Origin of the sequence: Ramlibacter aquaticus, from assembly GCF_015159745.1 — a bacterium.
GTDB classification, from domain to species: Bacteria; Pseudomonadota; Gammaproteobacteria; order Burkholderiales; family Burkholderiaceae_C; genus Ramlibacter; species Ramlibacter aquaticus.
The window spans coordinates 36,018-49,766 of record NZ_JADDOJ010000021.1 but is presented as its reverse complement, the minus strand read 5'-3'; the positions used below and the strand labels follow the sequence as shown (position 1 = coordinate 49,766).

The window sequence follows — 13,749 nt, the reverse complement described above, 5'->3', positions numbered from 1 at the left end:
CCTTTTGCACTTCCACGAGCTGTGCCACCCGCGCTGCGCCTGCCTTTTCCGGCGAGCCGCAGTCAAACGGCGGGGCGGGATCGTATTCAAACGCAAGCTGGAGCCGCCTGGCAACTTCTTCGCCCGCGAGCTCTGCCGCAAGGACCAGGCCGAAGTCGATGCCTGCCGTGACGCCGCCCCCGGAAAGGCGGTTGCGGTCGCGCACCACCCGTTCGGCCACGGGCTCGGCGCCGAACCGTGGCAGATAGTGTCGCCACATCCAGTGACAGGCGGAGCGGTAGCCCTGCAGCAGGCCGGCAGCGCCGAGAAGCAGCGAACCCGTGCAGACCGAGGTGACGTAGCGGGCGCTCGCACCCTGCTGGCGCAGGAACGCGAGCGTCGCCTCGTCGTTGAGCAGGGCGTCGATGCCAAACCCGCCAGGCACGCACAACACTGTCAGAGGCGGGCATTCCTCGAACGTGGTGGTCGGCACGATCTCGAACCCTACATCGGTCATGACAGGGCGGCGGTCCTTCCACAGAAGGTGGACGCGGGCGCCAGGCACCCGGCTTAGGACCTGCGCAGGACCGGTCAGATCGAGCTGCGTGACCTGGGGGAACAGCAGAAAGCCGATGTGAATGGAGGTGTCCATGCGATGACGTTAGAAGGCGATGACAGTCGTCATCATCGGCGCTGTCCCGGCTGCGGGCAATGCCAGAGTGGCTGCAGTTTCTGCCATCCAGACACGGTGCAATCGATGCCGCGGGGGAACCTTGAAGGGCGGGGTTGAGGCGTCGCTGCCCATCGGGCAACAGGCCTGCGAGCGCCACGCGGGATCAGCTGCTCGCGGGAGGCGAATGCGCGGCATGTGCGATCTGGCTGCGGCCGATGCCCAGGTCGCACAGCTCGAGGTCCGACATTGCACGCAGCTCACGCACTGCACTGCGATGGCACCGTGCCCGGGCTTGGTGCGCGGAACAACAAAGCCAGCCGGAATTTGAAAAGGGCCCGGATTGTGGAGGGTGCCATGAGATGGAGTTGCAAGGTGGTGGCTGGCACCATCATCGGGACTGCTCCTGATGCGGGCAATGCCAGAGTCGCTGCAGTTTCTGACATTCAGCCGTGGCGAATTCGATTCCGCCGGCATGGATGAGCAACCCTGTTCGGCATCGCTTTGAAAGGCGCCCTGTCTGGCGCGATGCAATCAGCGTCTAATGGCAGATTGACCTCCGTTCGGTTTTGCAGGAATCCCTACGATGCGACTGTCCAATTTCCTCAGAGCCAACACCGAGCAGATTGGCGCAGAACGTGATCGAGGAAACACGTGTACGCCACCCCGGCACGACGCTTGTCCTCGAGGGGGCGGATCAGGGCACCGACGGCGAATGGGACGAAGGGCGCATGGGCCAACTGCTCTCGAACCTGCTGGAGAACGCCGTTCTGTACGGCAAGCCTGGGAGTCCGGTGACCCTCACGCTGGCCGGTCGCGCTGACCACGTCACATTCACGGTGCACAACATGGGTGAGCCGATCCCGGAGCACCTGCGTGTCAGCATTTTCGAGCCGCGGAAACGGGGGAACGCCCAGGCCGAGCGGCGTGCGCCCAACGGCCTGGGCCTGGGTCTGTACATCTGCCGTGAAATCATGCGCTCGCACAAGGGCGCATTGGCTCTCCGGTCGACGCTGGAGCACGGGACGACATTCCAGGGCACATTGCCGCGGCATGCCGCGGCAGTTCCCTAAACCCCTAGCGGGTGCCGTGCACTTCGACCTCGACCCGGCGATCGGGTTGCAGACACTTGATCAGCGCTGGCGTACGTGGTTGCTAGCGCGTTCGTGCGAGTGCTTGGGCGTCGTGAAGAAGGCGTACGAGCGCCTGGTGCCAGACCTCTAAGTCACCTGAGTCTTCGGCTTCGAGGCCTCAGTTTGAAGTCCGGGTTCAGGCCGATGCGCCTAGGGCATGCGCCCAGAAGCATCCTGAGCGGATCTGCACCAAGAATCGTTGCCTGAACCTGGCTGCGAAGCGGGAGGCCGAGTCGTAGCCGACGCTGAATGCGATCTGGCCGATCGGCAGGTCCGTCACCTGCAACAAGGCCAGCGCCCGGGTCATCCGGACATCGATGAGGAGTTGCTGGAAGGAGAGGCCCTGCTCGGCCAGTCGACGGCGCAGGGTCGCTTCACTCATCGCCACCCGTGCGGCCACCTCCTGGGCCTTCCAGGGCCGCTCCAGGTCCTGGGCCACCAAGGTGCGAACGCGCTGGGCCAGGTCGGCGCGACGGTCCGGCCCGAACCTGAGACCTTTGTGCGCGAGCCAGATCAGGACATCGCGAACGCGGTTCTCCGCCACTTTCGGGGGAAGCAGGTCCGCCTCGGCGTGGGCTGTCACCGCGCGCTCGAATGAAGCCAGGAGGTCGGGTTCGAGGTCCCGGATCGCCCAGGCGTCGCAGAGCGCAGGCACGTCGGCGTACTCCGCGGCAATGGCCGCGATCAGGTGCGGGGCCGGGCTCAACAGCGTGGCGATGAATTCACCGTCCACCGGCGTGCTGACGAGATCGAAGGCGAGAGCCGTCGGCACCATCGCGGCCTGGCCGGCCTCGAGCTGGATGGTATGGGCGCCCCGTGTGATTTGCTTGCGTCCACGTCGCAGCACAAGCAAGGTGGGTCGTTCGGCCACCACGCTGTGGACGACCAGCCTCGTGCAATGCCGCGCGACAGCTGCAGCGCCTGTGTCGTCGGCCGGTTTGCCGTGCCGGGTGTGCGCAGGGTTCGTCGTCAAGGTCTAGCGTCCTTTGTCCGGAAAGCCTTCCGGTCCAGCGGCAATTGCACTGTTCTGATCAAGGTTTGCCGATAGAGGCACACCTCAAGCCGAAAGCCCACGTCGGACCATCAGGATCGAATCGGCCCCGCCCGATATGCGTCTGTTCTTTTGCACGCTTGCGCGCCTCTACAGCCCCAGGGCCCTCACGCGCGCTGTGGGTCTTTCGGGTATCGTTCACCCGCCGATGAACGAAAACATTCTGTCGATCTCCGGGCTGTCCAAGTCCTACGCCTCGGGCTTCCAAGCGCTTCGCTCGGTGGACCTGCAGATTCGCCGCGGCGAGATCTTCGCCTTGCTGGGCCCCAACGGCGCGGGGAAGACCACCCTGATCAGCATCGTCTGCGGAATCGTCAATGCGAGCGCGGGCCGGGTTCTGGTTGACGGGCATGACATCTCCACGGACTACCGCACGACGCGCTCCATCATCGGCCTGGTGCCGCAGGAGCTGACGGTCGAGGCGTTCGAAACGGTGTGGAACACCGTGAGCTTGAGTCGCGGCCTCTTTGGCCTGTCGCCCAAGCCCGCCCACATCGAGAAGGTGCTGAGGGACCTTTCGCTCTGGGACAAGAAGGACAGCCCGATGCGCACGCTCTCCGGCGGCATGAAGCGCCGGGTGCTGATCGCCAAGGCGCTCTCGCACGAGCCGAAACTCCTGTTCCTGGATGAGCCGACTGCAGGTGTCGATGTCGCGCTGCGCCAGGACATGTGGGCGCTCGTGCGCCGGTTGCGCGACAGCGGGGTGACGATCGTGCTGACCACGCACTACATCGACGAGGCCGAGGAGATGGCCGATCGGATCGGCGTGATCAGCAAGGGTGCCATCGTCCTCGTGGAGCAGAAGGCCGAATTGATGCGCAAGCTGGGTCGCAAGCAGTTGACGCTGCACCTGGTTCGCCCTCTGGAGAAACTGCCAGTCGCGCTTGCAGCGTATCCGCTGGCCCTTTCGGTCGACGGTACCCAGCTCACCTACACCTATGACGAAAGGGGCGAGCATTCCGGCATCGCGCAGCTGCTGCAGGACGTGGAGGGGGCTGGCATTGCTTTCAAGGACCTGCAAACGAGCCAGAGTTCGCTGGAGGACATCTTCGTCGACCTGGTGACGGAAAAGACCGCATGAACCTCCACGCAATCCGTGCCATCTACAGGTTCGAAATGGCCCGAACGTTCCGCACGCTGTTGCAGAGCATCGTCTCGCCAGTCGTGTCGACGGCGCTGTACTTCGTGGTCTTCGGCTCGGCGATCGGTTCGCGCATCCCCGAGGTGGGGGGCGTGAGCTATGGCGCCTTCATCGTGCCCGGCCTGGTGATGCTGTCACTCCTGACGCAAAGCATCTCCAATGCCTCCTTCGGCATTTATTTCCCGCGGTTCGCCGGCACCATCTACGAGTTGTTGTCGGCGCCCGTCTCCCCGCTGGAGATCGTCATCAGCTACGTCGGGGCGGCGGCCACCAAGTCGGTGATGGTGGGCCTGATCATTCTGGCCACGGCGGCGCTGTTCGTGCCGCTCAAGATCATGCACCCGGGCTTCATGTTGCTCTTCTTGCTGCTGACGGCCGTGACCTTCAGTCTGCTGGGCTTCATCATCGGCCTGTGGGCTGAAGGTTTCGAAAAGCTGCAGTTCATTCCCACCCTCGTGATCACGCCGCTCACCTTTCTTGGCGGCAGCTTCTACTCCATCGACATGCTGCCGCCCTTCTGGCAACGGGTGACCTTGGTCAACCCGGTGGTGTACCTGGTGAGCGGCTTCCGCTGGAGTTTCTATGGGACGTCCGACGTGGGCGTGGGTGTCAGCCTCGCGATGACGCTGCTTTTTCTGCTCGCCTGCTTGGCGGTGGTGCGCTGGATCTTCAAGACGGGGTACAAGCTCAAGAGCTGACGCAGAGGATGGCGTGTGCCAGATGTGCGGCTTGGGGTGGCAGGCGACGTCTGCTTGCGGCCAGAACCGGGCGACCCCGCGCTACCGCGTAGGACAGGTACTTGCGAGAGAAGCGCAGGGGGCTGTCACAGCCGCTGCGGGGACTGACCGAACGTCTCTCCTGGCATCCCAGGAGGCACCGACGATGAGCAAGCTCGACGAGAAGGACCGCGACAGTCTGGTCAAGACGCAGTTCGCATTCGAGAAACAACGCAAAGAGCCCTTGGAGGACGCGGACCATGTCCGCAGCGCTGTCGCTCGTTTCAACTAGGTGGAAGGGGTCACCGATGCGGAGCGGGATGCCGCGTGGAAGCGCATCCAGGCGGCAGCGAAGAGATTCAAGGTCGAGCTTCACGAAGCCGACTGGCGGGAAGTCGGCCGAGCCAGGAAATGGGCGCTGCACACAAGCGTTCCAGCGCAGCGGGCAGGGCGGGTGCCTCAGGCGACAGGCCTGGGACTGTGGCGCTCGAGGAAGCCCAGCAACTCCGCGTTGACCTCTGCCGCAGCCTCCTGCTGGACCCAGTGGCCCGCACGGGGAATGATCCTGGGCGGTTCCATACGGGTGCAGACGCTTTCGCGCAGCCGCTCGAGTCCGCCCGGGACCTGGTGATTGCCCCAGTCCCGGGCGCCTGAAAGGAAGAGCGCCGGAACATCGACCGTGCGACCCGCGAAGGCCCTCAGTTCACCCGACAGGCCGGTGTCCAGCATGACCCGGTACAGCTGCAGGCCGCCCTGGAACCCGGTGCGGGCGTACTCCTGCACATAGACGTCCAGGTCGGCGTCGGAAAGCCACTCGCAGGCGGCGATCTGCGCGGTGGAAGGCATGCACGGCGCGACCGATTCCGGCATGGTTCGGTCGGCGTCCATGACGTAATACCGGGGCAGCTTCGCCAACTCGGCGCTGGACCAGGCCTGCAGCGGGAAAGGCTGGTTGTCTTCCCAGTCACCGCTTTTCATGTGGAAGTAGGCCCGCAGGAAGCTGTGCAGCCCCTGCGGAGGGTGCATCAGGTGCTCATGGGCCAGCGGGCTGGCGAAATACGGCCAGTAGTGCTTGCGTGGCGGCGACAAGGCACCCAGCGCCACAAGCGCTTGCGCGGCGTCCTGTGCCGGCGCTGGTTCACCTTGCAGCGGTAGCGACGGCGCGCCCGGGAAGGTCGCGCTCATGAACGCCACCGAGCGAAAGACATCCGGTCGCAGCAACGCGCACCAGCCGGCCACATGGGCGCCGTAGTCATGGCCCACCACCAGCGCGACCTGCTCGTGCCCCAACGCACGCACCAGACCCAGCGCATCCGCCACTCGGTTGACACTGGAAAACGGGCGCAGGTCGTCCGCGTAGTGAACCATGGTGCCGCCGCTGCGCCCGAATCCCCGCAGGTCCGGCGCGATGACGTGATAACCCGCCTGCGACAGATGCACCAGTTGGCGGCGCCAGCTGTAAGCGAGTTCGGGGAAGCCGTGCAGCAGGAGGATGCATGGGCGATGCGGCGACTCATGACCGGCTTCGAGCACATGCATCTGGCAGCCGTTGTGGTTGTCGACCACCTGCGACCTGATGCCCAAGGGCAAGTTCAAGGATGTGTATCCGTCAAGGTCGTGTGCCATTGAAGCTTGAGGCTACCGGGATTTGCGCGGAAGTCCAAGGGCTTTCGCCCGCTCCCGGCCGAGCCCGTTCAGTTGCAGAAGAGCTGAGAATCCACGCGCAGGCAGTTGACCTGCACAGCGGCGTGTGCGGCGGAATGACTCGCCGCAAGAAGCGGGTCAAGCGTCGGCAGACCGGCTCCGACGGCGGAACGACGTGGCTGCGTTGACGGCCCAGGTGCTCGAGTAGCTCTTTGCCGGCAGCCTAGGGGCAGCTAACGTGGCTGAGACAGCGCCGCTACGGAAAACTCTGCTGGTTGACCCCAGGGCTGGGCTCGCCGTCCGAGGCGTCTGGCGACTGGGGATGCTCGAGCTCAGCGGCCTCCCGCATCTGGATCAGCCGCTCCAATGCCGTCTGAGATCCCTGTCCTGAGTGCCCCTCGGGTGGAGAACTGTCGTCGGGTTTGCCATGGGGCCGCGTCATAGGGGCGGACCCTAGCTGCTGATCCTTGCCTCGATGTCAGCATCGAGAATCAGTTGTAGAAAACACCGCCAACCCCGACGTCCTTGAGTAGATTGTTTTGGCTCTCGTCCTACAGGGAGCTCAAGCGCAACCGCATAGTCTCTTCAGCTAATGGGAGAAACGTCATCGGAACGCACACGCGCAGACAGCCGGCAGAAGATTCTGGCCCGCCTCGCGGTGCTTCAACGGCTGAGGGACGAGGCAAAGGAGTGCGGTCGTCTCCGGATGCTGGAAAGCATCGAAATGCTGATGCAAGGCGAGCAACGGGCACTGGCAGAAGCCCAAGAAGAGGGGACCCGGGCTTAACCCTCTGAGTTCGACGGCCGTTGTTCCATCTCCTGCTCCCACCAGCCACGCGTGCTGACTTGCGCGGCATCTGCTGCGGCTTCGAGTGCGCCCATGTCCTCGGGGCTGAGTTTGAGCTGGGCAGCCCGGGTCAGACTGGCCAGGTAATCCGGTCGGGTGACACCCACGATGGGCGTGGCCCCTTTGGCGAGTGCCCATGCGATGGCGACCTCGGCGGCCGCCGCGCCCAGCCTGTCGCCCGTTGACGCCAGCATCGTGTTGAGCCCGTCCAGCTGTGGCAGGACAGCGTTGTAGTGCCGCGCCCGGTCCGTGCCTTCTGGCAGGGGGTTTGCGCTGCTGTACCGGCCGGCCAGTGCTCCCTGCTCGAGCACCATGTACGCAAAGAATGGGATGCCGCGCTGGCGGCAGTAGTCCAGGATGCCCGCCCGCTCGGAGCTGCGGTGAAGGAGGCTGTAATGGTTTTGTACCGCTGTGACCTGGAACCCGGCCTCGCCAAGGATCTGGTCGGCGAGTGCGATCTGTGCCAGGTTGTGGTTGGAGACGCCGACGTGCCTGACCGTCCCCTGTTTCAGGAGCGGCAGCAGCCGCGGCGTCCACCGCTCCACATCGGCCGGGTTGTGGATCCAGTACAGGTCGATGTAGTCCGTGCCCAGCCGCTGCAGGCTCTGCGCCAGCATCTCGGCCACCGGATCCGGGCCGTTCCCCGCAGCCTGCGGCGTGAATTTCGTTGAGAGCTGGTAGCTCTCCCGGGGGTACCGGCTAAGCACCTGTCCGAGGACGGTTTCAGCCCGCCCCATGCCGTAGACAGTGGCTGTGTCCCACAGGTGAAAGCCGGCCGCCTGGGCGAGGCGGGCAATTTCGTCGTAGTCAGCTCGGCGCGTGCCGCTGCCGAAGTAGCCTTCGCCTGCCACGCCGCTGTCCCCCCAGGCCCAGGTGCCGAGCGCGAACGCGGGGATCTTCACAGGGATGGTTGTCATGGTGCTCCTTGGTTTCAGAACGGCGGGCCATCGCGGCCCGTCCCCATTGGCGTGACTGTGAAACAGCCGCGATGCGGGTGTGAGCCTGATGCGCCGCCATGCTTGCCTGATCCTCCGGCCGCGCGCCCTGGCGTTGCCGCCCGTGGCCGTGCATGACATGCTTGGCGGGATGAGTCGATTGGCTGATGTCGCGGGCCTGATTGCCGAGCATGCGCCCACGGATGGTTTCCATTCCACGGCGTTCGACCGGCTCATGCTCGCCCGAGCCTCCACGGTGACGTTGCCGATGCCGAACGTCTACAGGCCGCAGCTGTGCCTGGTTGCGCAGGGCCGCAAGGAGGTGAGCGTGGGCCCGCGCACCTTCTCCTACGCACCCGGGCGCTATGGGGTGGTGATTCACGACCTGCCAGTGACAGGGCGTGTGATCGAGGCCACGCCGGCGAAGCCGTACCTGTGCCTGTTCCTGGATTTCGACCCGGTGATGTTGGGGTCGCTGGCGAGCCAAATCCCCGTGGTTCCGGTACAGGCGGCACCGGCGATGCGCGTGTCCGAGGCCGGTGCTTCGCTGGTGGAGGCCATCCTGCGCCTCCTGCGACTGCTCGACGAACCCTCGGCGGTGCCTGTGCTGGGACCATCGGCCGAGCAGGAGGTTCTTTACCGCCTGCTCACCGGGCCCGATGGACCCCGGATGTGGCATGTCACCTCAAGCCAGGGGCGGCTGGCCCAGGTTGGGCGCGCAGTAGGGTGGATTGGCAGGCACTACCGCCAGGGGTGGAAGATCGAGCGCCTGGCTGCCGAGATCGGCATGAGCCCTTCAAGCCTGCATGCGCACTTTCGTGCGGTGACGGCCATGACCCCCCTGCAGTTCCAGAAGCAGCTACGGTTGCAGGAGGCTCGCAGCCTCATGCTGGTCAACGACCTGGACGCGGCCGCCGCTGCGTTCCGTGTCGGATACGAAAGCGCTTCGCAGTTCAGCCGCGAATACCGCCGCCACTTTGGCGAGCCTCCGGCGCGGGATATCGCCCGGCTGCGGGCGTCGGCTGCTTGAGAATTTGCGCCGAGCAGTTCCGGGAAACGCCTGGCCGTCGTGATATCCGCTTTCGGCCAGAAGCGGACGCGTGGCTCCGGGGACGTCCCGGCACACCCGACGGGTGGAGCGCACGTTTGCAGCTCTTGCCCTGCGGTGGTTGTCAGCCGGACTGGTGCATCATCAGAATGCAATGACCACGGCGACCCACCCACTGTTTGATCCCTTGCGCCACGAACCAGTGACGCAGGCGGGATGGGACAAAGCAGCGGCGCTCGCTGCGATCCATTCCATCGTGATGGACGCATCGGATGCGTTCTCGCCTCAGGGGCTGTGGCCCGCTCATCCGCTTGACGAGCCTGATCCACCAGAAGCGCGGTACTCCATGTTGTATATGGGGGCAGCAGGGGTCATCTGGTCGCTGAAGCGCCTGGCTCATTGGGGCCCGGGTACAAAAGGACTCCATGCCGGTTTCACGGATGTGGTGCCCACACTCATTGCACGCAACCGGGACCTTGGACTCATGCAACAGGGTGGAACGGCTTCATTTCTGATGGGCGATTCCGGGTTGCTCCTTCTGGAGTGGTCGCTGAAGCCGTCCCGGGATGTGGCTGATCGCCTCTTTGATGTGGTGCAGGGCAACCTGTGCCACCCAGCCAAAGAAGCCCTGTGGGGATCGTCAGGAACCTTGCTTGCTGCCATTCACATGGCAGAAGCAACAGGTGAGCGCCGGTGGGCTGACCTTTGTGAACGCGGCGCCACGCAGCTGCTCGACGCCACCGTCGCCGACCGAACGCTTGCGACACTGCAATCACTGGCCTTGCGCGACGAGAACTGCATGAACTGGCATCCGGTTCATGACCCCATCGGGGTGATCGGACGGGTCCCGCCGGTCCAGGATTGCCACGGCGCTCCCGGCATCGTTGTGCGACTCGCGACAATGCCCCGAAGCCCTGCCTGGGATCACCTTCTTCTCGCGGCCGGTGAGCTCACCTGGCGAGCGGGTCCGCTGCGAAAAGGCCCAGGCCTTTGTCACGGTACCTCCGGGAATGGATACGCGTTTCTGAAGCTATGGAGAAGAACCGGAGATGCCCAATGGCTGACCCGAGCGCGAATTTTCGCAATGCATTCTGCCGAGCAAGTGGAGCGCGAAAGGACAGCGCGGGGACATGGCAGATATTCGTTGTGGACGGGAGACCTTGGCGTAGCCCACTTCCTGGCCAGCTGTATCTCCGCAGACAGCGCGGTGCCTACGCTTGACGAGTTCTAGGTCGTTCGCTCGCCACGTCTGCCTTCAGCCCAAAGCGGTCGTTGCGTCGGACCTTGGGCCAAAACTTCTCAGAGACGATCAAGATTCAGGGGCCACTCCTTGCCCAGCCAGTACGCGTGCTCGGTGTGGTCCTTCAGGTCGTCTCCGCTCAGGCCGTGCACCAGGATGTCCAGTCCCCCACGGTGCTGGTCCAGCCAGGGGATGATGCGGTCGAACTCGTCGGCCGAAAAGGCGATCTGCCGGCTCCAGCGGGTGTGTGGGCCGACGTTCTGCTCGTGCAGGCGGCCCACGGCCACCTTGAACAGTGCCCCCGCCTGGTCGCAGAGTGCGCGTGCCTGCTCCACGGTGGAGGCGTCGAAGTAGACGTGGGCGTGGTAGGCGCGGTGGACGTTCGAGGGGCGTCGGGCCATGGCCGGATTGTGCCGGAGCGCATCCGGGCCACCAAGGCCTTCTTCGTCACCTCGGCATTGCGCCCTGCCGAGGGCCGCTTCCGCTTCGAGTCGAAGCGGAAGCGCTCTACACCCGGCGGCCCAGGCCTGCGCGGTCAGTCATCGGCTTTGCGGCATCCGCTCGCCCGATCCGTACCGCACGTGCGCGCCATCGCGCGCCCGTGCGGCGGGACCGCAATCAGCCGAGGGCTCGACGCAGGACTTACTTCAGCCCGGAGTAGTTGACCGGGATGAACGCGTAGCCCTTGTTCGGGATGGCCCGCAGGTGGCCGATGCCCGGGAATGCGAGGTGGGCGCCGGCGACCAGGTTGCCGTCGCGCGCCGCATCCGCATACGCCTGCTCGCGCGCCTTCTCGGCCTGCGCCGTGTCCGTGTCGAACGCGATGGTCACCGTGGGGTCGGTGAACTGCACCGCGGCGACGTGCATCAGGTCGCCCCACAGCACCAGGCGCTGGCCCTTGCTCTCCACCGTGTAGACGGTGTGGCCCGGCGTATGGCCGTACGCGGGTTGCGCGCTGATGCCAGGAAGGATCTCAGTCGGGCCGTCGAAGGTCTTCAGCTTGCCGGCCTTGACGTAGGGATTGACCGAGGCCATCGCGCCCTGGAAGAAGCCCTTCGCATCAGCTGGGGCGGCGTCCAGGTTGGCCTTCGCCAGCCAGTAGTCGGTGTCGTGCTTGTCGATGTGCAGCGTCGCGTTGGGGAAGGCGCGCCGCGCACCGGCCATCAGCCCGCCCACGTGGTCCGGGTGCATGTGCGTGATCAGGATCTGGTCGACCTGCTCGGGCCGGTACCCGGAGGCGCGCAGGTTCTTCAGCAGGTTGCCCAGCGTCGGGCCGAACAGGCCTGCAGCGCCCGTGTCGATCAGCACCAGTTGCTTGCCCGTGTTCACCAGGTAGCCGTTCACCGAAGTCTCGAGCGGGTTCTCCTGGAAGTTCTGGCGCAGCGCGTCGGTTTCGCGCGCCTTGTCGCCCTTCAGAAGGTCGAGGACCGGCAGCTTCACCGTGCCGTCCGACAGCGCGGTGATCTCGAAATCCCCCAGCGGCATGCGGTAGAAACCGGGCGCCTGGGTCTTGGCAAAAGGCGCGGCCGCCTGGACGGGCAGGGCCGTCGCGCCGAGGGCGAACAGGCACGATGCGAGAAGGGATGCGCGGAAAGAGCGGGACATGGAGGATTCCTTGTTCTAGGGGGCGTAACTTCAAATGTGGCGGGATGGTAACGAAGGTGGCGATCCCGTGCAGACGCAGGGTTACGGCCCAGCTTTACGCCTGACGCCTGGCGCCGGGTCACGGCAGGGCCCCGCGCTCGAAGTTCCGCCGGCAGTTCCCTGGCCCGGGTGCGTGACCCGATGAGAGGGGCAGGGCCTTGCGCTGATCGGTCTTCGAGCCGCCGTCCGACACCGGCGCGCTACCGCGGTCTTAGTCTGTGGCGACACCTCAGGAGACATCCATGTCCAGCAAGCAAAAGCTCGAGCCGACCGGCGAACGCGCCGAGGCGACCGAAGCGATGGCGTCCACCCCGATCAGCGGAAAGACCCATGAGTACCGCGCCGACGGGGATCACGATCCCCGCCCCGATTCAGCATCGTCAGGACGTGCATCAGGCAAGTCCAGCACTGATCGCTCGCCGGAGGCACAGGGGGCGCCGCAGGACGGTGTCGAGGCGGAGCGCCACATCAGCGAAGGCATTCCGGGCGCGGGCCGGTCGCCTGCCTAGGGCGGGCCCGAGTGCGCGGGGGTGCCACGGTCGCTGAAACACGAGGCGCCGGACCGGCGGTGTCGGCCGATCCCGTCCTGCCCGTGCGGCTGCTAACCTCCGGCCCATGACTGCCAAGACGCCGCCCCCGGACACCTGGCTGCAGGCTGCGCGCGACCAGTGGGTGTGGCGCGGCCAGGCGCGGCCGCACTTCGCCGAAGCGCCGAAGGCCGGCCAGCTGTCGGTGTGGGACTTTCCGCGGCCGCCGCGCCTGGCGCCCGAGCCCCGTGAGGTTCGCATCGTGTGGGATGGCCTTCTGGTCGCCTGCAGCACGCGCAGCGTGCGGGTGCTGGAGACCGCGCATCCCCCCACCTACTACATCCCCTGGGACGACGTGGCGCGCGAGCTGTTGCGGCCGGCGCCTGGCGCGTCGTTCTGCGAATGGAAGGGCCCCGCCCGCTACTGGGATCTGGTGCACGGCCCCAAGCGGCTTCCCTCGCACGCGTGGAGCTACCCGCAGCCGATGGCGGGCGCCCAAGCGCTGGCCGATGGCGTGGCGTTCTACGCCCACGGCCTGAGCTGCAGCGTCGGCGGGCTGCCTGCGAGGGCCCAGCCGGGCGGCTTCTACGGCGGCTGGGTCACGCCCGACCTGGCCGGCCCGTTCAAGGGCGAGCCGGGCAGCGAAGCCTGGTGAGCGTGCGCCGGGCAGGGCGCATGCACGGAGGCCGGGCCGTCTCCGGTCGCGTCGGCAGGACGGCTCAGCGGCGCAATGCGGACAGCGTCAAGCTGTCGCGTTCACCGTCGAAATAGCGCAGCAGGCACGCGTGGAACCGGGGCTCTTCGGGCGCGACGGCGTCGAAGAGGGTGAGGCAGGAGCGCAGCTTCATCGAGTCCACCTCGCCAAGGATCTCGCGGGCCTGCATGCCCTCCAGCGCCAGCAGGCTGTCGCAGCAGGCCAGCAGCCGCTGCCGCAGCAGGGGGTGCGCGAGGTACGCCCGGGCCTCGTCGGCATTGGCCAGGCCATAGAAGCGGGCTGTCTCGCTGCGTCCCAGCGACTTCAGCTGCGGGAACACGAACCACATCCAGTGCGTGCGCTTCCTGCCCTGGCTCAACTCCTCGCAGACCTCGGCCCAGACCGGGGACTGCGCCGCGACGAAACGCTCGAGGTTAAAAGGGTCGGCGGCCATCGCGCCAGCATACGGCAGCCCGCGGC

16 protein-coding genes are annotated in these 13,749 nt (G+C 65.8%); 8 read left to right on the top strand and 8 right to left on the bottom strand.

The annotated features are described in order from the left end of the window. A partial coding sequence (locus tag IM725_RS07410; protein WP_193779941.1) for a DJ-1/PfpI family protein occupies window positions 1–631 on the bottom strand: 631 nt, incomplete at its 3' end. 184 nt (window positions 632–815) lie between these two features. Further along, the gene (locus IM725_RS20790; RefSeq protein ID WP_353805327.1) at window positions 816–1,013 is read right to left on the bottom strand and encodes a DUF1127 domain-containing protein; all 198 of its coding nucleotides are present in this window, start codon (window positions 1,011–1,013) and stop codon (window positions 816–818) included. A 262-nt stretch (window positions 1,014–1,275) separates the two neighbouring features. Here IM725_RS20790 and IM725_RS07400 point away from each other — a divergent pair, with 262 nt between their 5' ends. Continuing rightward, window positions 1,276–1,722, top strand: coding sequence for a sensor histidine kinase (locus tag IM725_RS07400; protein WP_193779939.1), 447 nt, complete (start codon window positions 1,276–1,278; stop codon window positions 1,720–1,722). A 196-nt stretch (window positions 1,723–1,918) separates the two neighbouring features. Here IM725_RS07400 and IM725_RS07395 read toward each other — a convergent pair whose 3' ends face one another. Next, window positions 1,919–2,755 (bottom strand): helix-turn-helix transcriptional regulator, encoded by an 837-nt coding sequence (locus tag IM725_RS07395; RefSeq protein WP_193779938.1) that lies wholly within the window; start codon window positions 2,753–2,755, stop codon window positions 1,919–1,921. A 226-nt stretch (window positions 2,756–2,981) separates the two neighbouring features. Between IM725_RS07395 and IM725_RS07390 the strand changes: the two genes are divergently transcribed. The 3 genes from IM725_RS07390 (at window position 2,982) to IM725_RS20630 (ending at window position 4,982) form a co-directional block, all read left to right on the top strand. Next, entirely contained in the window at window positions 2,982–3,914 is a 933-nt protein-coding gene (locus IM725_RS07390; RefSeq protein ID WP_193779937.1) for an ABC transporter ATP-binding protein, read from the top strand. Continuing rightward, the gene (locus IM725_RS07385) at window positions 3,911–4,672 is read left to right on the top strand and encodes an ABC transporter permease (protein ID WP_193779936.1); all 762 of its coding nucleotides are present in this window, start codon (window positions 3,911–3,913) and stop codon (window positions 4,670–4,672) included. The genes IM725_RS07390 and IM725_RS07385 overlap by 4 nt, the downstream gene beginning before the upstream one ends. A 184-nt stretch (window positions 4,673–4,856) precedes the next feature. Beyond that, the gene (locus IM725_RS20630) at window positions 4,857–4,982 is read left to right on the top strand and encodes a DUF6582 domain-containing protein (protein WP_265334995.1); all 126 of its coding nucleotides are present in this window, start codon (window positions 4,857–4,859) and stop codon (window positions 4,980–4,982) included. Between the two features lie 167 nt (window positions 4,983–5,149). Here IM725_RS20630 and IM725_RS07380 read toward each other — a convergent pair whose 3' ends face one another. Next, the gene (locus tag IM725_RS07380) at window positions 5,150–6,256 is read right to left on the bottom strand and encodes an alpha/beta fold hydrolase (RefSeq protein WP_287065800.1); all 1,107 of its coding nucleotides are present in this window, start codon (window positions 6,254–6,256) and stop codon (window positions 5,150–5,152) included. A gap of 861 nt (window positions 6,257–7,117) precedes the next feature. Then, window positions 7,118–8,098, bottom strand: a complete 981-nt coding sequence (locus tag IM725_RS07375; RefSeq protein WP_193779934.1) for an aldo/keto reductase — start codon at window positions 8,096–8,098, stop codon at window positions 7,118–7,120. 88 nt (window positions 8,099–8,186) lie between these two features. Here IM725_RS07375 and IM725_RS07370 point away from each other — a divergent pair, with 88 nt between their 5' ends. Continuing rightward, on the top strand, window positions 8,187–9,146 hold the full coding sequence (locus IM725_RS07370) for an AraC family transcriptional regulator (protein WP_227753659.1): 960 nt from the start codon (window positions 8,187–8,189) through the stop codon (window positions 9,144–9,146). Window positions 9,147–9,318: 172 nt separating this feature from the next. Beyond that, entirely contained in the window at window positions 9,319–10,395 is a 1,077-nt protein-coding gene (locus IM725_RS07365; RefSeq protein ID WP_193779933.1) for a lanthionine synthetase C family protein, read from the top strand. A gap of 68 nt (window positions 10,396–10,463) precedes the next feature. On the opposite strand, the gene IM725_RS07360 is transcribed toward IM725_RS07365, so the two are convergent. Next, window positions 10,464–10,805: a DOPA 4,5-dioxygenase family protein gene (locus IM725_RS07360; RefSeq protein ID WP_193779932.1), complete on the bottom strand. Its 342-nt coding sequence runs from the start codon at window positions 10,803–10,805 to the stop codon at window positions 10,464–10,466. Window positions 10,806–11,046: 241 nt separating this feature from the next. Beyond that, a complete protein-coding gene (locus IM725_RS07355; RefSeq protein WP_193779931.1) occupies window positions 11,047–12,009 on the bottom strand; it encodes an MBL fold metallo-hydrolase in 963 nt (320 codons plus the stop codon). A 281-nt stretch (window positions 12,010–12,290) separates the two neighbouring features. On the opposite strand from IM725_RS07355, the gene IM725_RS07350 reads away from it, so the two are divergent. Together IM725_RS07350 and IM725_RS07345 are read left to right on the top strand one after the other, a co-directional pair. Continuing rightward, the gene (locus tag IM725_RS07350) at window positions 12,291–12,557 is read left to right on the top strand and encodes a hypothetical protein (RefSeq protein WP_193779930.1); all 267 of its coding nucleotides are present in this window, start codon (window positions 12,291–12,293) and stop codon (window positions 12,555–12,557) included. 106 nt (window positions 12,558–12,663) lie between these two features. Continuing rightward, entirely contained in the window at window positions 12,664–13,230 is a 567-nt protein-coding gene (locus tag IM725_RS07345) for a DUF427 domain-containing protein (RefSeq protein WP_193779929.1), read from the top strand. 64 nt (window positions 13,231–13,294) lie between these two features. On the opposite strand, the gene IM725_RS07340 is transcribed toward IM725_RS07345, so the two are convergent. After that, complete coding sequence (locus tag IM725_RS07340) at window positions 13,295–13,723, bottom strand: DUF1810 domain-containing protein (RefSeq protein ID WP_193779928.1); 429 nt, start codon at window positions 13,721–13,723, stop codon at window positions 13,295–13,297. Between the last annotated feature and the right edge of the window lie 26 nt (window positions 13,724–13,749).